The following is a 19,211-nucleotide window of genomic DNA, read 5'->3' as shown; positions in this document are numbered from 1 at the left end:
GCATGGGGACCCGGCGTGCAGGGCTGGGAATCCCTCGGCGGCATCTGCCAGGGCACACCCACCGCCGTGTCCTGGGGGCAGAACCGTCTGGATCTCTTTGTGGTCGGCACGGACTCCGCGCTCCATCACAAGTGGTGGGACGGGAACGCATGGGGCCCCAGCGTGCAGGGCTGGGAATCCCTCGGCGGCATCTGCCAGGGCACACCCACCGCCGTGTCCTGGGGCACCGACCGCCTCGACCTCTTCGTGGTCGGCACGGACTCCGCGCTGCACCACAAATGGTGGGACGGCAGCGCGTGGGGCCCCAGCGTCAAGGGCTGGGAATCCCTCGGCGGCATCTGCACGAGTCCACCGGCGGCCGTCTCCTGGGAGCCCAACCGCCTCGACCTGTTCCTCACGGGCACGGACTCCGCTCTTCACCACAAGTGGTGGGACGGGAAGGCGTGGGGGCCGAGCGTCACGGGCTGGGAGTCGCTCGGCGGGACCCTGACGAGCTTCACGGACTAGGGCCTGTCCGGCGGCTCATGGCCGGCCTGTCCGGCAGATCACGGCCGGGTCACTCCTCGTGCTTGGCCCGGCTCGGCTGCACCCGCTTCGGCTCACCCGGCATCTTCGGGTACTCGGGCGGGTACGGCATGTCGCCGAGCCCCCGGTCGCGCTCGTCGCGGTCGGCCTGTTCGAGGAGCGCGTCGAGCGAGAAGGCGTGCTTCTCCATGTCCGCGTGCACATCGCCCACTTGGGCATACCGGTGCGGCATCGAGGCGATGTCGAAGTCCTGCGGGACGGCGTCGTCGATCTCGTCCCAGCGCAGGGGCGCCGAGACGGGCGCGTTCGGGCGGGGGCGGACCGAGTAGGCGGAGGCGATGGTGCGGTCGCGGGCGGTCTGGTTGAAGTCGACGAAGATCCGCTCGCCCCGATCCTCCTTCCACCACGCGGTGGTGACCGCGTCCGGCATGCGCCGCTCCAGCTCACGGCCACAGGCGATCACGGCACGCCGCACGCCGGTGAAGTTCCACCGCGGCTCGATGGGCACGAAGACGTGGATGCCGCGCCCGCCGGACGTCTTGGGCCACCCTTGCAACCCGAACTCATCAAGGACAGACCGGAGTTCATGCGCGGCGCGCACCGCGTCCGCGTAGTCGGTGCCGGGCTGCGGGTCCAGGTCGATGCGGAGTTCGTCGGGGTGGTCGGGGTTGTCACGGCGTACCGGCCAGGGATGGAAGGTGAGGGTGTTGAACTGCGCGGCCCAGACGACGGCGGCGATCTCCGTGGGGCAGATCTCGTCGGCGGTGCGGCCGCTGGGGAAGGCGATGGTGCCGGTGGGGATCCAGTCGGGGAGGTTCTTGGGGGCGCGCTTCTGGTAGAAGAACTCGCCGGTGACGCCTTCCGGGAAGCGCTGGAGCGTGGTGGGCCGGTCCCGCAGGGCACGGACGATCCCGTCGCCCACCGCGATGAAGTACTGGGCGACGTCCAGCTTGGTGAAGCCCCGCTCCGGAAAGACGACCTTGTCGGGACTGGAGAGCCGCACCGTCCGCCCGCCCGCGTCGAGCTCCACCGCTTTACCGGCCATGTGCTTCACCACCCATGCCGTCACGCTAGGCGCAGCGAACGAAAGTCGCATACCGGGCAAGCGGTGACGCACGGGGACACAATCAAGCCATGGATCTGCCGGTGATGCCCCCCGTCAAGCCCATGCTCGCCAAGCCCGTGGCGAGGATCCCGCCGGGCATGCAGTACGAGGCCAAGTGGGACGGCTTCCGGGCGATCGTCTTTCGTGACGGCGCCGACCTGGAGATCGGCAGCCGGACGGGCAAGCCCCTCACCCGGTACTTTCCCGAGCTGGTCGAGGCCCTGCGGGAGCGGATCCCGGAGCGGTGCGTGCTTGACGGCGAGGTCGTCATCGCGCGCGACGGACGGCTCGATTTCGATGCCCTCACCGAGCGCATCCACCCGGCCGAGTCGCGCGTGCGGACGCTCGCCGAGCGGACCCCGGCCTCGTTCGTGGCCTTCGATCTGCTCGCCCTGGACGACGAGGCGCTGCTCGACACGCCCCTCACCGACCGGCGCGCCCGCCTGACCGAGGCCCTCGACGGGGTCACCGCGCCCGTCCATCTCGCGCCCGCCACCACGGACCCGGAGCTGGCGCGGCAGTGGTTCGAGCAGTACGAGGGCGCGGGTCTCGACGGCGTCATCGCCAAGCCGCTCGACCTGCGCTACCGGCAGAACGAACGCCTCATGTTCAAGATCAAGCACGAGCGCACGGCGGACTGCGTCGTCGCGGGCTACCGCTTCCACAAAAGCGGCCCCATCGTCGGCTCACTCCTCCTCGGCCTGTACGACGACGGGGGCACCCTGCAGCACGTAGGTGTCTGCGCCGCGTTCTCCATGCAGCGGCGCGCGGACCTGGTGGAGGAGCTGGAGCCGCTGCGGATGGAGTCCGCCGAAGGGCACCCCTGGGCGGCCTGGACGGAGGAGTCCGCGCACGAGACATCGCGGATGCCGGGCGCCCCCAGCCGCTGGTCGGGCAAGAAGGATCTCTCCTGGGTGCCGCTGCGCCCCGACCGCGTCTGCGAAGTGGCGTACGACCACATGGAGGGCGGGCAGCGCTTCCGGCACACGGCGCGGTTCCGCACCTGGCGCCTGGACCGGACCCCTGACAGCTGTACGTTCACCCAGCTGGAGGAGCCGGTCCGGTACGACCTGGCGGATGTGCTGCGGTAGCCGGGGCACCGCGGGTGAGCTATTCGGAAGCTTCCTCGTACTGGCTGGCAGCAAGCTTGCGAAGCCGCTGCGCCTGGTCCTTCTCGGTTGCGTGAAGCATCTTCTCGATCTCCGCCCGGTGCTCTGGGTTCGTCGCCTCCTTGACCATCCTCTTGAGCTCCTTGACGTACTTCCTGTACTGCGAGTCGACAAGCCGGCTGTCGACGCGATTGAGGACAGCGGCGAAGAGAATGGGCAGGAGCAGCACCAGGACGGGGGAGGACCAGATGCATATTTTGCCCGGCCAAGTCGCAGCCCCGAGGTTGTAGCCGACCGTCACGACGAGTCCGGCGATGCTGGCCCCGCTGAACTCCTCATGAGTGATGCGCTGCTTACGAAGCTTCGCCCTGGCCATCGCGACGCTCACTGGTTTCCGGGGGGTTCGCCTACGACCCACCACTCTTCGGTGTCGGCCTCGTCGCGTTCCCTCGCGAGGAATTGCCGGATCCTCTCGCGCTCCTCGTCGGTGAGGTCACGTCCACGAAAGACTGAATCGGCAACGGCCTCTTGCATCATCCGCAATCGGATGTCACGGCGGCGGTACCGCATGCCCAGCGCTGCGCCGAGGGCTCCGGCCGCTGCCCCCACGAAGCTCCCTGCAGCCAGAATCGCCGCAACGGACCATCCCTCCATATGAGCAGGTTAGCCGGATCGTCGGCTCGTCCACCACACGCCAACACCCGCCGCCTTGCATTGAGTTGGGCCAGGGAGAGTGCGACGGCAGGTGGCAGACGGTCATCGGCGGCACAAACGCGCCAACCTTCACGCCCGCCCCCTCGTGCCGCTTCCGCGCCACGGTGCCATGACCGTAAACTCCTGCGCCTGATACGGGAGTTACCTACGGTAAGGGGGACGGGACATGGGGCGCTCGGGAGCCGAGGGCAGCACGAGGCGTACGTTCGTCGCGGGGGCGACCGCGGCGGGTGGCGTGGCCGCGCTCGGCATGGGGGCACTGCCCGCGGCGGCGGACGACCGGGCCCCGAAGGCGCGGCAGTCGGTCGCCGTGCTCGGCGGCGGTGTCGCCGGTCTGACCGCGGCCCATGAACTGGCCGAACGCGGCTTCGCGGTCACGGTCTACGAGCGCCGGGCGCTCGGCGGCAAGGCCCGCAGCATGGACGTACCGAACAGCGCGAAGGGCAACCGCAAGCCGCTGCCCGGCGAGCACGGGTTCCGCTTCATCCCCGGGATCTACCACAACCTTCCGGACACGATGCGCCGCATCCCGTTCCCCGGGAACGCGAACGGCGTGTGGGACAACCTCGCCGCGCCCCGCGAGATGTCGTTCGCGCGCACCGGCCGCGAGGACATCCGGATGCCGATCCCCTGGCCGGGCAGCGAGCCGGAGCAGCTCACCCTCGACGACATCCGGCGGGCGCTGACCGCGCTGGTCGACACCGCGTTCAACCTGCCGGCCCACGAGGCCGCGTACTTCGTGAACCGCGCCCTCGTCTTCCTCACCAGCTGCGACGAGCGCCGCGACGACACCTGGGAGTCGACGCCCTGGTGGGAGTTCGTGCGCGCCGAGCAGATGTCGAAGGACTATCAGCGCATCCTCGCCATCGGCGTCACCCGCAACATCGTGGCGACCAAGGCCGAGGAGGCGAGCACCCGCACCGTCGGCACGCTCGGTGAGGCCTTCGTCTTCAACGCGCTCGGCCAGGGCGCGGACGGCCCGCCCGACCGGATCCTGAACGCGCCGACCAACGAGGCGTGGATCGACCCGTGGGTGACCCATCTGAAGTCGCTGGGCGTCGAGTTCCGCATGGGCTGGAACGTGCGCGACCTGGGGTTCGCGGGCGGCCGCATCACCAAGACCGTCGTCGAGGATCCGGACGGCGTACGTCACGACATCACCGCCGATCACTACGTCCAGGCCATGCCGGTGGAGCACGCGCGCAAGACGTGGAGCACCGAACTGAAGGCTGCCGACCCGCAGTTGGCGCGCTGCGACAAGCTGGAGACGGACTGGATGACGGGCATCCAGTTCTATCTGACGGAGCACCCGCCCGTCGTCAACGGCCACTTCAACTGCATCGACTCGCCGTGGTCGCTCACGGGCATCGCACAGGCAGGCCACTGGCCGGACCGCGACTTCCCCGCCGACTACGGCGACGGGGTCGCCGTCGAGTGCCTCTCCGTGGACATCTCCGAGTGGGACAAGCCGGGGATCCTGTACGGCAAGACGGCCAAGCAGTGCACGCGCGACGAGGTCGCCAAGGAGGTGTGGGCGCAGCTGAAGGCGGCGCTCAACGACACCGGCAAGACGGTCCTGAGCGACGGCAAACTGCACTCGTGGTTCCTGGACCCGGGCGTCGACGGCCTCGGGACGCCGAACCCGACCAACGAGGACGAGCTGCTCATCCATCCCGTCGGCACCTTCCACAACCGTCCGTCGGCCGAGACGAAGATCCCCAATCTCTATCTGGCGGGCGACTACGTGGCCGTGCCGATCGACCTGGCGACGATGGAGGGCGCCAACACCTCGGCACGCCAGGCGGTGAACGCCATCCTGGAGCGCGTCGGGTCGGATGCCGAACGCTGCACGGTGACTCCGCTGTACCGCGTTCCGGCGGTGGAGCTCCTCAAGCGCCACGACCGCACCCGCTACCGGCTCGGCCTGCCGAACGCCCTCGATCTGGGCTGAGCCCGTCGGCACAGGCCGCATGCTGAACCCGTGGACGTAGGCTGAAGGAAGGGCCTGACGGGGTAGGTGGTCGCCATGGGACGGTGGACACACATACGGCGCACGGCGGTGGCGGCAGTGGCCGTCATCGCCCTCGCGCCCGGCTGCACGTTCGGGGACGACTCCGGAGGCGACGGGAACGCACCGTCGGACGGATCGGGGGGCGGCCCCGTGCTCGCGGTGAAGATCGACAACGTCGGCCCTGCGCGCCCGCAGACCGGGCTCGACGCGGCGGACATCGTCTACGCCGAGCAGGTGGAGGCGGGGCTCAGCCGGCTGATGGCCGTGTACGGCGATCCGGAGCGGCTGCCGTCGATCGTCGGTCCGGTGCGCAGCGCGCGCGAGACGGACCTGGAGCTGCTGCGCCAGTTCGACGACCCGGCGCTCGCGTTCTCCGGGGCGCAGTCGAAGCTGCTTCCGCTGATCGCCGACGCACCGCTGCGTGGCCTGACGCCCGGCAAGGCGCCCGCCGACGCCTACTTCCGCGACGGCGACAGGGCCGCGCCGCACAATCTCTTCGTACGTCCGAAAGCCCTCGGCCTGGAGCAGGGCGACGGCGACGGCCTGTCGAGCACGGGCTTCGTCTTCGGCCCGCGCCCGAAGGCCGGCGGCACCCCGGAGCAGGAGCGCACCGTCCGCTTCCCTGCGGCACGGTTCACCTTCACCTGGTCGACCGAGCAGGAGCGCTGGCTGATCGCCATGGACGGGGAGCGGGCCGTCACGTCCGACGGCAAGGGCCTGGCGGCGTCGACCGTCGTCGTGCAGTACGCAACGGTCCGCGAGTCCCGCTTCCAGGACCGTTCGGGGAACAACACCCCGTTCACCGAGACCGTCGGATCCGGCAAGGCGCAGGTCCTGCGGGACGGCCGTGCCTACGAGGCGCGCTGGGAGCGGCCCGACGCGGAGGACGGCACGGAGTTCACCACACCGGACGGCGAGCCGCTGCCGTTCGCGAAGGGGCAGGTCTGGGTGGTGTACGCCAAGGCGTGACGTCAGGCCTTGCCGGCGGCGAGGGGCTCCCCGGGATGGCGGAGGCCCTCCGCCGCGTCCGACACCCGCTGGATCAGATCGAAGAACACGGTCTGTTCGTCGGCGGAGAGCGGGGCGAGGAAGACCTGGTTCATCCGGGCCGTCCGCACGGTCAGCTTCCGGTGTGTGCGCTTGCCCTCGGCGGTGAGGTGCAGCAGATAGCGGCGGCCGTCCTGCGGATCGCGCACCTTGTCGAGCAGCTCGCGCCGGATGAGCCGGCTGATGACCTCCGCGATGGTGGAGCGGTCGAGGCCGACCCGCTCGCCGACGGTGCGCTGGTCGAGGCCGGGCTCCGCGACCAGCGCGTTCAGGACGGCGAACTGCGGAGAGGTGATCTCCTCGGAGACCATCGTGTTCCACAGCAGGTAGTGCGCCTGCTGCAGACGCCGGGCCAGGTGCCCGGGGTGGGTGGTCAGGTCCACCGCGGCCATGAGTGCCTCCGTTTTCCGTGGGTGCACTGAACAATACTCGCCCTTGACGACCTAGGGAACGAGTGGCAGCGTAAGTTCAACCTCGTGGAAATAGTCAGTGCCCTGATTAATGGGCGGGGCATCAAAGGCATCGAAGGCCTGGAAGAGATGGGGCTCGACGGATGGACAAGGTGGTGGCCTCGGCCGCCGATGCGGTGGCCGACGCACGGGACGGTGCGTCGCTCGCCGTGGGCGGGTTCGGCCTCAGCGGAGTGCCGAACGAGCTGATCCGGGCGCTGTACGAGCGGGGCGTCTCGGGCCTGAGCGTGGTGTCCAACAACTGCGGCGCCATGGACACCGGGCTCGCGGTCCTGCTCTCGGCGGGCCGGATCGCCCGCGTGACCGGGTCGTACATCGGCGCCAACAAGGAGTTCGCCCGCCAGTACCTGGGCGGTGAGCTGGAGGTGGAGATGATCCCGCAGGGCACGCTCGCCGAGCGGCTGCGGGCCGGGGGCACCGGCATTCCCGCGTTCTACACGCCCGCCGGGGTGGGCACGCAGGTCGCCGAGGGCGGACTGCCCTGGCGTTACGACGGACAGGGCGGCGTTGCGGCGGCTTCCCCCGCCAAGGAGGTCCGGGAGTTCGACGGCGTCTCCTACGTCCTGGAGCACGGCATCCGCACGGACTTCGCCCTCGTACGGGCCGCGAAGGGCGACCGGCACGGGAACCTGGTCTTCAACAAGTCCACCCGCAATTTCAACCCCCTGGCGGCCATGGCCGGGCGGGTCACGATCGCCGAGGTGGAGGAGCTGGTGGAGCCGGGCGAGATCGACCCGGACGCCGTGCATCTGCCGGGGATCTTCGTGCAGCGGGTGGTGGCGCTCACCCCGGAGCAGGCCGCCGACAAGAGCATCGAACGGCGCACGGTTTCCGCGCCTCCGGCACGAGGGACGGTGAGCAGCTGATGGCCTGGACGCGTGAAGAGATGGCCGCGCGGGCGGCGCGCGAGCTGCGCGACGGGCAGTACGTGAACCTGGGCATCGGCCTGCCCACGCTGATCCCCAACTATCTGCCCGAGGGGGTGGAGGTGGTCCTTGAGTCGGAGAACGGCATCCTGGGCGTCGGCCCCTACCCCGGCGAGGAGCAGGTCGACCCCGACCTGATCAACGCGGGCAAGGAGACCGTGACGGTCCTGCCGGGCGCCTCCTACTTCGACTCCTCGCTCTCCTTCGGGATGATCCGCGGCGGTCACATCGACGTCGCGGTGCTCGGCGCGATGCAGGTCTCGGCGGGCGGCGACCTGGCCAACTGGGCCATCCCGGGCAAGATGATCACCGGGATCGGCGGGGCGATGGACCTCGTGCACGGGGCGCGGACGGTGATCGTGGCGATGACCCACACCGCAAAGGACGGCTCGCCCAAGATCCTTCAGGAGTGCGCGCTGCCGCTGACCGGCAAGGCCTGCGTGAACCGGATCATCACCGACCTCGGTGTCCTGGACGTCACCGAAACCGGCCTGGAACTGGTCGAGTTGGCGCCCGGCGTCTGCGTGGACGAGATCACCGCCAAGACCGCGGCCAAGGTCCACGTCCCCGAAGGGATCTCCTCATGAGCCTGCGTGACGTCTACATCGTCGACGCCGTGCGCACCCCCGTCGGCAAGTACAACGGTGCGCTCGCGGGCGTCCGCCCCGACGACCTGGGCGCGCACGCGATCCGCGAACTCCTCGCCCGCACCCCCGACTTGGACCCGTCGCTGATCGGCGACGTGTACTTCGGCAACGCCAACGGCGCCGGCGAGGAGAACCGGAACGTGGGCAGGATGGCCGCGCTTCTTGCGGGGCTGCCCGTGACCGTCCCCGGCGTCACCGTCAACCGGCTCTGCGCCTCCGGCCTCGAAGCCGTCATCCAGGCGGCCCGCGCCATCGCACTCGGCGACGCCTCCATCGCCGTGGCGGGCGGCGTCGAGTCGATGACCCGCGCACCCTACGTACTGCCCAAGAGCGACCGGCCCTTCCCCGCCGGGCACACCGAGCTGTACTCCACCACCCTCGGCTGGCGCATGGTCAACCCGAAGATGGAGCCGCAGTGGACGGTGCCGCTCGGCGAGAGCGCCGAACTCATCGCGGACAAGCACCAGATCACCCGCGAAGAGCAGGACGCGTACGCCCTCGCCTCGCACCACAAGGCGGCGCAGGCGCAGAAGGACGGCCTGTTCGGCGCGGAGATCGCGCCGGTCGCCATCCCGCGGCGCAAGGGCGATCCCATTCTCTTCGAGCGCGACGAATGCGTACGCCCCGATGCGTCCCTGGAGGCGATGGCCAAGCTCAAGCCGTCGTTCCGCACCCCGGACGGCACGGTCACGCCCGGCAACGCGTCGCCGCTGAACGACGGCGCCGCCGCGCTGCTCCGCGTCGACGAGGAGGGACTGAAGGCCACCGGCCGCGAGCCGCTGGCCCGCGTGTCGGCGTCCGGCGTCTCCGCGATCGAGCCGCACTACTTCGGTCTGGCGCCGGTCGATGCCGTCAACCGCGCCCTCGCGAAGGCGGGCAAGGGCTTCGACGATCTGTCCGTGCTTGAGCTCAACGAGGCGTTCGCGGCACAGGTGTTGGGCTGCGCGGCCGAGTGGCCCGGCCTCGACCCGGACGTCCTCAACCCGCAGGGCGGCGCCATCGCGCTCGGGCATCCGCTCGGCGCGTCCGGCGCGCGACTCGCCGGAACGGTCGCCCACCAGCTCGCCCGGCGCGGCACGGGCACGGGCGTCGCCACCCTCTGCATCGGCGTCGGCCAGGGCCTCGCCCTCGTCCTCGAACGCTGATCCATCGCCCGCCACCCGTTCCGCCCTCACCCGTTCCACGCCGTACTCACGGAGCCGAGAGACATGACCCTCACCAACCCCCTGCCCGACGGGATGAGCCAGCGGGAGATAGACGCGGAGGTCGCCAAGGCGCAGGCCTCGGCGGCGCCCGCCGACCACCCGCCGCGCGACTATCCCCCGTACCGCAGCAGCCACTTGCGCCACCCGAAGCAGCCACTGATCCCGCTGCGCGACCCGGAGGCGGTGGAGCTGAGCGGGCCCGCGTTCGGCGTCACCGACATCACCGCGCTCGACCGTGATCTGACCCGACAGCACCAGGGCGAGCCGCTGGGCGAGCGGATCACCGTGTCCGGCCGGGTCCTGGACCGTGAAGGGCGGCCGGTGCGCGGCCAGTTGGTCGAGCTGTGGCAGGCCAACGCGTCGGGTCGGTACGCCCATCAGCTCGACCAGCACCCGGCCCCGCTCGACCCGAACTTCACGGGCTTCGGCCGCTGTCTGACCGATGACGACGGGTCGTACTCCTTCACGACCGTCAAGCCGGGTGCGTACCCGTGGCGCAATCACGTCAACGCGTGGCGCCCGGCCCACATCCACTTCTCGCTCTTCGGCTCGGCGTTCACGCAGCGCCTGGTGACGCAGATGTACTTCCCCGGCGATCCGCTGTTCCCCTACGACCCGGTGCTGCGCTCGGTGACGGACGAGGCGGCACGGCAGCGTCTGGTGTCGACGTACGACCACGATCTCTCCACCCCCGAATGGTCGCTCGGCTACCGCTGGGACATCGTCCTCGACGGCCCCTCCGCGACACTCTTCGAGGAAGGCGGCAACCACTGATGTCGTACGCTCCGACGCCCTCCCAGACGGTCGGCCCGTTCTACGGCTACGCGCTGCCCTTCCCGCGGGGCGGCGAAGTCGCGCCGACCGGCCACCCGGACACGATCACCCTGCACGGGCATGTGTACGACGGCGCGGGAAACCCCGTGCCCGACGCCCTGATCGAGACCTGGCAGCCCGCGCCCGACTGCTCCCGCACGGGAGCGCCGGGATCGCTGCGGCACGACCCGGTCACGGGCGAGGTGATCGGCCGCGACGGCGTCGCGTTCACCGGGTTCGGCCGGGTGCCGACCGACGCGGACGGCCACTGGGCGATCCGTACGCTCCCGCCGGGCGGTGTCTCGTACATCGCGGTCGCGGTCTTCGCGCGCGGCCTCCTCCACCACCTGTACACACGCGCCTACTTGACCGACGAGCCGGGCGACCCCCTCCTCGGCTCGCTCGACGCGCGGCGGCGCGCGACGCTGATCACGCGCCCCGAGGCGCACCGCACGTACCGTTTCGACATCCGCCTTCAGGGCGAGGGCGAAACGGTGTTCCTGGAGTTCGAGTGAGTTCAGCGGAGTACGACAGCGGCCTGCTCGCCCCGGGGCGGGCGGGCTCCCCCGCCGAGGCCGCGGTGTCGGATGTGGCGTTCCTGCAGGCGATGCTTGACGCGGAGGCGGCGCTGACCCGCGCCCAGGCGGAGGCGGGCCTCGCCCCCGCGGACGCGGCATCCGCGGTCGGCGCCGCGGCGGACGCCGCCCGCTTCGACGTACGCGACATCGCGCTGCGCGCCCGTGCCGGCGGCAATCCGGTGATCCCGCTGGTGGCGGACCTGACGGCGGCGGTGCCGGAAGCGGCGGCGCCGTACGTGCACCGGGGCGCGACGAGCCAGGACATGATGGACACGGCGATGATGCTGATCGCGGGGCGGACCCTCGACCTGATCCTCGCCGACCTGGCCCGCACGGAACGGGCACTGGCCCGCCTCGCCGCAGAACACCGGGACACGGTGATGCCGGGCCGCACGCTGACCCAGCACGCGGTCCCGACGACCTTCGGCCTGAAGGCGGCGGGCTGGCGCTCGCTGGTCCTCGACGCACAGGACAGGGCGGCGGTGGTGCGCGAGTCGCTGCCGGTGCAACTGGGCGGTGCGGCAGGGACGTTGGCGGCCTTCGAGGCGTACGGCGGGAGCGCAGGGCTCGTCTCCGCCTATGCCCGGCAGTTGTCGCTCGCCGAACCCGGACTGCCCTGGCACACCCTGCGCTCGCCCGTCGCCGATCTCGCATCGGCCCTTGCCTTCGCCGCGGGGGCCTTGGGAAAGCTGGCGGTGGACATCCTCACGCTCGGCCGTACGGAGATCGCCGAGGTCTCCGAAGGCACCGGCGGCGGCTCCTCCGCCATGCCCCACAAGGCGAACCCGGTACGTTCCACGCTGATCGCGGCGGCGGCGCGCCGCGCGCCCGCGCTCGCGGCCACGCTCTACGCCTCGATGGCCGCCGAGGACGAACGCCCCGCGGGCGCCTGGCACGCGGAGTGGGAGGCCCTCCGCGACCTCCTGCGCACGGTCGGCGGGGCGAGCCGGGACGCGGTGGAGCTCACCGAGAACCTCCGGGTGCACGCGGACACCATGCGCGAACACCTCGGCCTCACCCACGGGTTGATCGTCTCCGAGCGCCTGACGGCCGAGCTGACGCCGCTCGTCGGCCGGGCGCGCGCGAAGGAACTCCTCACGTCGGCGGCCCGCCGCACCCGGGACGAGACCAGGTCCCTCGCGGACGTGCTGGCCGAGGAAGCCGAGCTCAAGGACGTCGGCCTCGCCGGCATCGACCTCGCCGAACTCACCGACCCCACCCGGTACACCGGCTCCGCCGGCGCCCTCACCGACCGAGCCCTGGAGCGACGTTGAGCACCAAGCTGCCGCACCACACCATCGAGGGCGCCCCGACCGCGCCCGCTCTCCTCCTCGGCCCGTCCCTGGGCACCTCCACCGCCCTGTGGGACGCCGTGGCGCCCGAACTCTCCTCCGCTCACCGGGTCGTACGCTGGGACCTCCCCGGCCATGGCAAGTCGCCGGCCCACCTGATCGGCCCGGGTGCGACCGTCGCCGACCTGGCGGAACTCGTCCTGGCGCTCGCCGATTCGCTCGGCATCGACCGTTTCGCGTACGCGGGTGTCTCGCTGGGCGGCGCCGTCGGTCTGCATCTCGCGGTGCACCACCCGGAGCGGATCGAGAGCCTCGCCGTGATCTGCGCGTCGGCGCACTTCGGCGGGTCCGCGCCGTGGGAGGAGCGTGCGGAACTCGTACGCCGCGAGGGCCTCGCCGCGCTCGCGGAGACCGCGCCGCAGCGCTGGTTCACCCCCGGATTCACGGTGCCCGGCCTTGTGGACGACCACCGGAACACCGACCCCGACGCGTACGCCGCGTGCTGCGACGCGCTCGCGGCGTACGACCTCAGGGGCGCGCTGGCGGAGGTCGGCGCGCCCACGCTGGTCATCGCGGGGCGCCAGGACCCGGCGACACCGCCGGCTCACGCGCGCGAGATCGCCGACGCGGTGCCGGGCGCGTCCCTGACCGAGCTGGCCGGGGCCTCGCATCTGACCCCGGCGGAACGTCCCGACGCGGTGGTCGCCGCGCTGCGGGGGCACTTCGGCGGGGCGGCGGCGAGCGGGACGGCGGTACGCCGGGAGGTCCTGGGGGACGCGCACGTGGACCGTGCGCAGGGGAACACCACGCCCTTCACGGCGCGCTTCCAGGACTTCATCTCCCGCTACGCATGGGGCGAGATCTGGACCGATCCCACGCTGGCCCGCCGCGAACGCAGCATGATCACGCTGACGGCGCTGGTCGCACACGGCCACTACGAGGAACTGGCCATGCATGTACGGGCGGCACGCCGCAACGGCCTGACGCCCGATGAGATCGGGGCGGTGCTGCTGCAGACCGCGGTCTACTGCGGGGTCCCTGCGGCGAATTCCGCGTTCGCGGTGGCGCAGAGGGTGCTGGCGGAGGAGGGCTGACTGCCGGGCAATCGGGTGGGCGGGCGGGAAAGAATCCGCCGCGAAGCGGCGGTCTTGAGCGGGGTCTGGGGCGAAGCCCCGGTACCGAGCCACGGTGGGGGGTCCAGGGCGCCCGGCCCCTACGTCGCACTGCGCTCACTCGCTTCGCGATACCTCCGCTCCAGCTGCCCCACAAACGCCTCCTCCCCCGGCCGCCCCGCCCGCAGCAACTGCCGCCACCGCTCCGCGCTCCAGTCCGCAGGCGCCGTCCCCCGGACGAACTCCTCGACAAGACCCACGAACCGCGCCGGATCGGCGTGAAAGGGAAAGTGCCCGGCCCCGCCGAAGATCTCCAGGCGGCTGCCCGGCATCGCCTGATGCGCGGTGAACGCGTGGTCGACCGGCAGCACGCTGTCCCGGTCGCCCCACACGAGCAGCGTCGGCATCCCCTCGGCCAGGTAGCAGCGATCCAGCATGGTCACCACCTGCCCCCGCCAGTCGACGACCGACCGCAGCGTGCGGATGAACGCGGTCCGCGCCCAGACGTCCGGCAACGCCTCGACCAGGCCCATCAGTTCGGGCGCGTCCTGCCCGAGCCCGGTGTCGAGGAGCCGGAGCAGCCCGACGGCCGCCCGCACGGGCAGGTCAGCGCCGGGCAGTTCGAGCAGGGAGAGGAGCAGCGCGGCGCCGGGCAGCGAGACCCCCCGCAGCACGGGGCTGACCTGCGGCCCCACGCCGCCCGTACTGACCAGGACGAGCCGCTCGACCCGCTCGGGAAACTGGTAGGCGAACTGCATCGCGACGCCACCGCCGAACGAGTGCCCGACGAGCGTGACCCGCTCGATGCCGAGTACGCCGAGCAGATCACGGACCCCGTTGGCGTACGCCGCCACGGAGTAGTCGGCGCGCGGCTTCTCGGACGCGCCGTGACCGAGCAGGTCCGGGGCGATGACCGTGTGCGTGCGGGCCAGTTGGCCGATCAGGGGCGACCAGGTCGCCGACGACGCGCCGATGCCGTGGATCAGCAGGATCGCGGGCCCCTCGCCGGCGATGCGGTACGCGCGCCGGTAGCCGTGCACCGTACGGAACCGCAGCGTGCCCCCGCCCTCGTCGTCGCTGGGAAGCCGCCGGGACTGGAAGGGCAGGATCCGCGCCATGGGCCGGAGTGTAGGCAGGCGGCGCGTTGGGGTGGTTTCGGATGGGTTTCGGGTGGCGTAACTCGGGCGCTATCCGGCGCCGTAGCACCCCAGGAACATGTCGACGCCGGCGACGATCAGGCGCTCCGTCAGATCGTCGCTGATGTCGGTGCCGTACGAGCCGAAGACCAGGTGCGGGAAGACCAGCAGGGAGTACAGCTGGATGACCGCGGCCTCCATGTCCGGGACGACGAGGCGGCCCTGGTCGGCCAGTTCGCGCAACGCGCCCGCGATCGCGGGGTGATGCCCCTCCGGGCCGTGGTGCTCCCATGCCGTGCCCAGCGTGGGGAAGCGGTGGATCTCCCTGGCGACCAGCTGGCGCAGCGCCTTCATCTCCTGGTCGTCGCGGACCGCGTCGACCCAGATCCGGGCGGCGTCCAGGAACGCACCGCGCAGGTCGTCCGCCGCGGTGAGGCCGTCAAGGGCGGCCACCGATGAGGACGCGGCGAGGGGTTCGTCGAGCGCGCCCGCGATGACCGCGGTGAACAGCGCTTCCTTGTTGCCGAAGTGGTTGTAGACGGTCACCTTGGACACGCCCGCCTCGGCGGCGATGGCGTCCATGCCGACGCCGAACCCGTCACGGAGGAAGAGCGAGCGGGCCGCGCGGACGATGGCCTCGCGCTTGCGTTCCGCGCGCGGCCCCGAAGGCCCCTCGCCCCGACCCGTGCCTTTTCCCTCGCTTCTCATGCGTCGCACCCTACCAGCCAACTGAACTGAACAGTTGAGTTCACATGAACTAGTCAGTACAGTTCAGTCGCGTCAAGCCACGCCCGGTCGACTGACGCCCGGTCAAGCCACGCCTACAGGTCAGGAATCGCCATGACGCATCCCCACCCGCCCCCGGCCGCCGCGCACCACACGGCACCGCCGCCACCGGCGGGCCGACGCCCCTGGACGGCGCTCACACTCCTCTGCCTGGCCCAGTTCATGCTGGTACTCGACGTCACCGTCGTGAATGTCGCGCTGCCGAGCATGGCCGCCGATCTCGGCCTCGGCCGGACCGCCCTGACCTGGGTCGTCACGACGTACACCCTGTGTTTCGGCGGCCTGATGCTGCTCGGCGGGCGGCTCGCCGACGTCCTCGGGGCGCGCCGCACCCTGCTCGCCGGGCTCGCCCTCTTCACGGTCGCCTCGCTCGTCACCGGGCTCGCGTCGGACGCGACGACGCTCCTCGCGGGACGCACCGCGCAGGGCATCGGTGCCGCGCTGCTCTCCCCGGCCGCCCTCGCGATCGTCACCACGTCCTTCCACGGCCGCGACCGCCATCGCGCGCTCGGCGTCTGGGCGGCGATCGGCGGCGCGGGCGCGGCGTTCGGCGTCCTGCTCGGCGGGGTCCTGACCGACGGACCGGGCTGGGAGTGGATCTTCTACGTCAACGTGCCCATAGGGGCGGCCCTGTTGCTCGCCCTGCCCGCCGTCGTCCCCGCCCGCGCACCGCGCCCGGCCCGTCTGGACGTGCCGGGTGCGCTCCTGGTCACCGCTGGTACGGGGGCGCTGATCTACGGCCTCGTCACGGCGGGCGACACGGGCTGGTCGCATCCGCGGACGCTGATTCCGGTGGCCGTCGCGGCGGCGCTCTACGGAGTGTTCGTCGCCGTCGAGCGCGTCCAGCGCACGCCGCTGATCGACCTGGCGGTGCTCCGGCGCCGGCCGGTCGTCGTGGGCTCGTATCTGATGCTGGTCGCCACCGCGCTGCTGATCTCGCTGTTCTTCCTGGGGTCCGTGTTTCTTCAGGAGGTACGCGGCCACAGCGCCCTCAGGACCGGGGTGCTGTTCCTTCCGGTCGCCGTCGCCACGGCGGTCGGCGCGCACCTGGGCGGGCAGTTCGTGGGCCGGGTGGGGGCGCGGGCCACGGCGGCGGTGGGGCTAGCGCTCGCGGCGGCCGGCACCGGCCTGCTCACCGGCGTCGGCCCTGACGGCAGCACGTGGGCGGTCGTGGCGCCGGGCATGTCCGTGGCGGCACTGGGACTCGGCTCGGTGTTCGTCGCGGCCACGACCACCGCACTGGGGTTCATCGACCCCGAGGATGCGGGCGTCGCGTCCGGCGTGGTGAACACCTTCCACGAAGTGGGCGGCTCGGTGGGCGTCGCCGTCGTCTCCACGGTCGCCGCGTCCGGCATCGAGGGCGGGACGAGCGGCGGATTCGCGAACGCGTTCCTGGTGTGCGCCGTCGCGGCCGCGGTCAGCACGGCCGCCACCTTCGTGCTCGTACCGCGCGGGAAGCCGCAGATGACGGGCGGACCGCACGCCCACTGAACGGTGCCGGGCACGGTCCCAGGGCCGTGTCCGGCACAAATGCGCCACGTACGCACGATCGAGGGGTGACTATCGCGTCATGTCACCACCAGGTCACCCGGGTGACACATTCGCAGGTTAAGTTACTTGGAGACGATGCGAGTTACGCAGCCACGTGAGGACTTTGCCACTGTGACGGGAGCCGGAGTACGCCGAGGGGCGCTGCCCGCGGCGCTGATCGCCGTGGTCATGGTGATCGTCCAGTTCTTCGCGCACGGGGTCAACGGACCCGCGTCCGGCACGGAGTCCCGCACGGCGGCGGCCACCGCGCCCTACGCGCACTGCGGCGACGAATCGGACCCGGAAGAGACCTCAGAGCACTTCCGGGCCCGCGGCCGCCCCAACTGCCGCGACCTCACCCCCGACTCCGTCGTGCGCGCCGACACCGGGACGCTCACGTCCCAGGACGACGCCACGCGCGCGTACCGCCCGGCCGTCTCCGCCTACGCCGAGTCAAGACCCGCGGGTCGCGAACTACCGGCGCTCCTCCAGGTCTTCCGCTGCTGATCGGCCCCTCCGGCACGACGACGTCCACGCGCGTGGCCCATCCGGGCGCCACGCGCGCGTGAACCGACCGCACGCACTCGCCGGAACCGACACGTCCACGTCACACCGATGCGCCCCCCACGGCGCTCAGGAGTCATCGACATGCAGCAATCCCCTGCCTCTCCACTCGACCGCGCCCGCTCGCTCTTCCGGTCCCCGGGCGACGCGCGGCACGATCTCGCCGCCTCCGTAGTCGTCTTCCTCGTCGCACTTCCACTGTGTGTCGGCGTGGCCGTCGCCTCCGGGGTACCCGCCGAACTCGGCCTGATCACCGGCATCGTCGGCGGCATCGTCACCGGCCTCCTTCCCGGCAGCAGCCTCCAGGTGAGCGGCCCCGCCGCCGGACTCACCGTCCTCGTCTACGAAGCCGTCCAGGAGTTCGGCATCGCGGCGCTCGGCGCCCTCGTGTTCGCCGCCGGGATCCTCCAGCTCGCCATGGGCGCGCTGCGGCTCGGCCGCTTCTTCCGGGCCATCTCCGTGGCCGTCGTCGAGGGCATGCTCGCCGGCATCGGACTCGTCCTGATCGCCGGGCAGTTGTACGCCATGGCGGACCTCGAAGCCCCCGCGAGCGGGCTCGGCAAGATCGCCGGTCTTCCCGGGCTGCTCGGCGACATTTTCGGCTCGGGGCGCGCGCTGACCGCCTTCGGGCTCGGCGCGGGCTCCGTCGCCGTCCTCGTGCTGTGGCGCAGGCTCCCCGCGAAGGTCCGCGTGGTGCCCGCGCCGCTCGCCGCCGTCGCGCTCGCCACGGGCGCCTCGCTGCTCTTCTCGCTGCCCGTGGCCACGGTCGAGGTACAGGGGCTCGTCGAGGCGGTACAGCTGCCGGACGCCGCCGCCTTCGGCGAACTGGCCGGAGTCGGCGCCATCGGCACCGTGCTCGCCTTCGCCCTGATCGCCTCCGCGGAGAGCCTGTTCAGCGCGGCCGCGGTGGACCGGCTGCACGACGGTCCGCGTACGTCGTACGACAAGGAACTGATGGCCCAGGGCGCGGGCAACACCGTGTGCGGGCTGCTCGGCGCGCTGCCGATGACCGCCGTCATCGTCCGCAGCGCGGCCAATGTGCAGGCGGGGGCGCGGACCAAGGCGTCGCGCGTCCTGCACGGCGTGTGGCTGCTGCTCTTCGCCGCGCTGCTGCCCGCCGCGCTCGGTCTCATCCCGGTCGCCGCGCTCGCCGGTGTCCTCGTGCACGCGGGCTGCAAGCTGGTTCCCGTACGGCAGTTGGCGCAGCTGTGGCGTGAGCACCGTGGCGAGGCGGTCGTGCTGGCCGTGACGGCCGTGGCGATCGTCTCGGTGAGCATGTTCGAGGGCGTCCTCATCGGCCTCGCCCTCGCCGTCATCAAGACGGCGTGGGAGACGTCCCATGTGCACGTGGAGGTCGTCGACAAGGGCGCCGGGCCGATCCGGGCGCACCTGTCCGGCAATGCCACGTTCCTGCGGCTGCCGAAGCTGCTCGACGCGCTGGAGGCGCTGCCCCAGGACCGGCCGATCGAGCTGGACCTCACGGGGCTGCGGCATCTGGATCACGCGTGCCGGACGTCGCTGGAGAACTGGGCCGCGCGGCACAGTGCGGAAGGGACCGAGCCGGTGAGGGTCGCCTCGGGCGGGTAGCCGCACCCGGTGGTCGTCCCGAACTGGGGCTCCGCCCCAGACCCCGTACAAGAT

The 19,211-nt window shown here is 71.5% G+C and carries 19 protein-coding genes and 1 pseudogene; 14 read left to right on the top strand and 6 right to left on the bottom strand.

Annotation, left to right across the window (positions count from 1 at the left end; translation table 11 throughout):
• Positions 1-507: pseudogene (locus ACFWY6_RS31065) on the top strand (hypothetical protein); the annotation flags it as partial.
• A 49-nt stretch (positions 508-556) separates the two neighbouring features.
• On the opposite strand, the gene ligD reads toward ACFWY6_RS31065, so the two are convergent.
• A complete protein-coding gene (gene ligD / locus ACFWY6_RS31060) occupies positions 557-1,570 on the bottom strand; it encodes a non-homologous end-joining DNA ligase (RefSeq protein WP_384697325.1) in 1,014 nt (337 codons plus the stop codon).
• A gap of 89 nt (positions 1,571-1,659) precedes the next feature.
• Here ligD and ACFWY6_RS31055 point away from each other — a divergent pair, with 89 nt between their 5' ends.
• Positions 1,660-2,721 (top strand): ATP-dependent DNA ligase, encoded by a 1,062-nt coding sequence (locus ACFWY6_RS31055; RefSeq protein WP_384697322.1) that lies wholly within the window; start codon positions 1,660-1,662, stop codon positions 2,719-2,721.
• 19 nt (positions 2,722-2,740) lie between these two features.
• On the opposite strand, the gene ACFWY6_RS31050 is transcribed toward ACFWY6_RS31055, so the two are convergent.
• The gene (locus tag ACFWY6_RS31050; RefSeq protein WP_384697319.1) at positions 2,741-3,115 is read right to left on the bottom strand and encodes a hypothetical protein; all 375 of its coding nucleotides are present in this window, start codon (positions 3,113-3,115) and stop codon (positions 2,741-2,743) included.
• A gap of 8 nt (positions 3,116-3,123) precedes the next feature.
• Positions 3,124-3,393 (bottom strand): hypothetical protein, encoded by a 270-nt coding sequence (locus tag ACFWY6_RS31045; protein ID WP_384697316.1) that lies wholly within the window; start codon positions 3,391-3,393, stop codon positions 3,124-3,126.
• Between the two features lie 226 nt (positions 3,394-3,619).
• Here ACFWY6_RS31045 and ACFWY6_RS31040 point away from each other — a divergent pair, with 226 nt between their 5' ends.
• Together ACFWY6_RS31040 and ACFWY6_RS31035 are read left to right on the top strand one after the other, a co-directional pair.
• Positions 3,620-5,404, top strand: a complete 1,785-nt coding sequence (locus ACFWY6_RS31040; protein ID WP_384697313.1) for an FAD-dependent oxidoreductase — start codon at positions 3,620-3,622, stop codon at positions 5,402-5,404.
• 75 nt (positions 5,405-5,479) lie between these two features.
• Positions 5,480-6,433: a DUF3048 domain-containing protein gene (locus ACFWY6_RS31035; RefSeq protein ID WP_384697310.1), complete on the top strand. Its 954-nt coding sequence runs from the start codon at positions 5,480-5,482 to the stop codon at positions 6,431-6,433.
• A 2-nt stretch (positions 6,434-6,435) separates the two neighbouring features.
• Here the strand turns inward: ACFWY6_RS31035 and ACFWY6_RS31030 are convergent, their stop codons facing one another.
• Positions 6,436-6,903, bottom strand: a complete 468-nt coding sequence (locus ACFWY6_RS31030) for a MarR family winged helix-turn-helix transcriptional regulator (RefSeq protein WP_384697307.1) — start codon at positions 6,901-6,903, stop codon at positions 6,436-6,438.
• A 161-nt stretch (positions 6,904-7,064) separates the two neighbouring features.
• On the opposite strand from ACFWY6_RS31030, the gene ACFWY6_RS31025 reads away from it, so the two are divergent.
• The 7 genes from ACFWY6_RS31025 (at position 7,065) to pcaD (ending at position 13,536) form a co-directional block, all read left to right on the top strand.
• Positions 7,065-7,847 carry a CoA transferase subunit A gene (locus ACFWY6_RS31025; protein WP_384697304.1) on the top strand — a complete coding sequence of 261 codons (783 nt, stop codon included), beginning with the start codon at positions 7,065-7,067 and terminating at the stop codon, positions 7,845-7,847.
• A complete protein-coding gene (locus tag ACFWY6_RS31020; RefSeq protein WP_384697301.1) occupies positions 7,847-8,494 on the top strand; it encodes a CoA transferase subunit B in 648 nt (215 codons plus the stop codon). Before ACFWY6_RS31025 ends, ACFWY6_RS31020 begins: the two co-directional genes overlap by 1 nt.
• Positions 8,495-8,496: 2 nt before the next feature.
• Positions 8,497-9,699 carry a thiolase family protein gene (locus tag ACFWY6_RS31015; RefSeq protein WP_384697328.1) on the top strand — a complete coding sequence of 401 codons (1,203 nt, stop codon included), beginning with the start codon at positions 8,497-8,499 and terminating at the stop codon, positions 9,697-9,699.
• A gap of 63 nt (positions 9,700-9,762) precedes the next feature.
• Complete coding sequence (pcaH, locus tag ACFWY6_RS31010; protein WP_384697298.1) at positions 9,763-10,533, top strand: protocatechuate 3,4-dioxygenase subunit beta; 771 nt, start codon at positions 9,763-9,765, stop codon at positions 10,531-10,533.
• Positions 10,533-11,087: a protocatechuate 3,4-dioxygenase subunit alpha gene (gene pcaG / locus ACFWY6_RS31005; RefSeq protein WP_360780295.1), complete on the top strand. Its 555-nt coding sequence runs from the start codon at positions 10,533-10,535 to the stop codon at positions 11,085-11,087. The genes pcaH and pcaG overlap by 1 nt, the downstream gene beginning before the upstream one ends.
• A complete protein-coding gene (pcaB, locus tag ACFWY6_RS31000) occupies positions 11,084-12,424 on the top strand; it encodes a 3-carboxy-cis,cis-muconate cycloisomerase (protein ID WP_384697296.1) in 1,341 nt (446 codons plus the stop codon). The genes pcaG and pcaB overlap by 4 nt, the downstream gene beginning before the upstream one ends.
• Positions 12,421-13,536: a 3-oxoadipate enol-lactonase gene (gene pcaD / locus ACFWY6_RS30995; RefSeq protein WP_384697293.1), complete on the top strand. Its 1,116-nt coding sequence runs from the start codon at positions 12,421-12,423 to the stop codon at positions 13,534-13,536. Before pcaB ends, pcaD begins: the two co-directional genes overlap by 4 nt.
• A 119-nt stretch (positions 13,537-13,655) precedes the next feature.
• On the opposite strand, the gene ACFWY6_RS30990 is transcribed toward pcaD, so the two are convergent.
• Together ACFWY6_RS30990 and ACFWY6_RS30985 are read right to left on the bottom strand one after the other, a co-directional pair.
• Positions 13,656-14,672, bottom strand: a complete 1,017-nt coding sequence (locus tag ACFWY6_RS30990) for an alpha/beta fold hydrolase (RefSeq protein WP_384697291.1) — start codon at positions 14,670-14,672, stop codon at positions 13,656-13,658.
• A 69-nt stretch (positions 14,673-14,741) separates the two neighbouring features.
• A complete protein-coding gene (locus ACFWY6_RS30985; RefSeq protein WP_384697288.1) occupies positions 14,742-15,398 on the bottom strand; it encodes a TetR/AcrR family transcriptional regulator in 657 nt (218 codons plus the stop codon).
• A 132-nt stretch (positions 15,399-15,530) separates the two neighbouring features.
• Between ACFWY6_RS30985 and ACFWY6_RS30980 the strand changes: the two genes are divergently transcribed.
• The 3 genes from ACFWY6_RS30980 (at position 15,531) to ACFWY6_RS30970 (ending at position 19,157) form a co-directional block, all read left to right on the top strand.
• Positions 15,531-16,967 (top strand): DHA2 family efflux MFS transporter permease subunit, encoded by a 1,437-nt coding sequence (locus tag ACFWY6_RS30980; RefSeq protein ID WP_384697285.1) that lies wholly within the window; start codon positions 15,531-15,533, stop codon positions 16,965-16,967.
• 171 nt (positions 16,968-17,138) lie between these two features.
• Entirely contained in the window at positions 17,139-17,513 is a 375-nt protein-coding gene (locus ACFWY6_RS30975) for a hypothetical protein (protein WP_384697282.1), read from the top strand.
• 141 nt (positions 17,514-17,654) lie between these two features.
• Positions 17,655-19,157, top strand: coding sequence for a SulP family inorganic anion transporter (locus ACFWY6_RS30970; protein WP_384697279.1), 1,503 nt, complete (start codon positions 17,655-17,657; stop codon positions 19,155-19,157).
• The last annotated feature ends 54 nt before the right edge of the window (positions 19,158-19,211 follow it).

The sequence above is a fragment of the Streptomyces sp. NPDC059037 genome (assembly GCF_042740015.1).
GTDB lineage: Bacteria > Actinomycetota > Actinomycetes > Streptomycetales > Streptomycetaceae > Streptomyces.
This window is presented reverse-complemented; position numbering and strand designations above follow the sequence as displayed.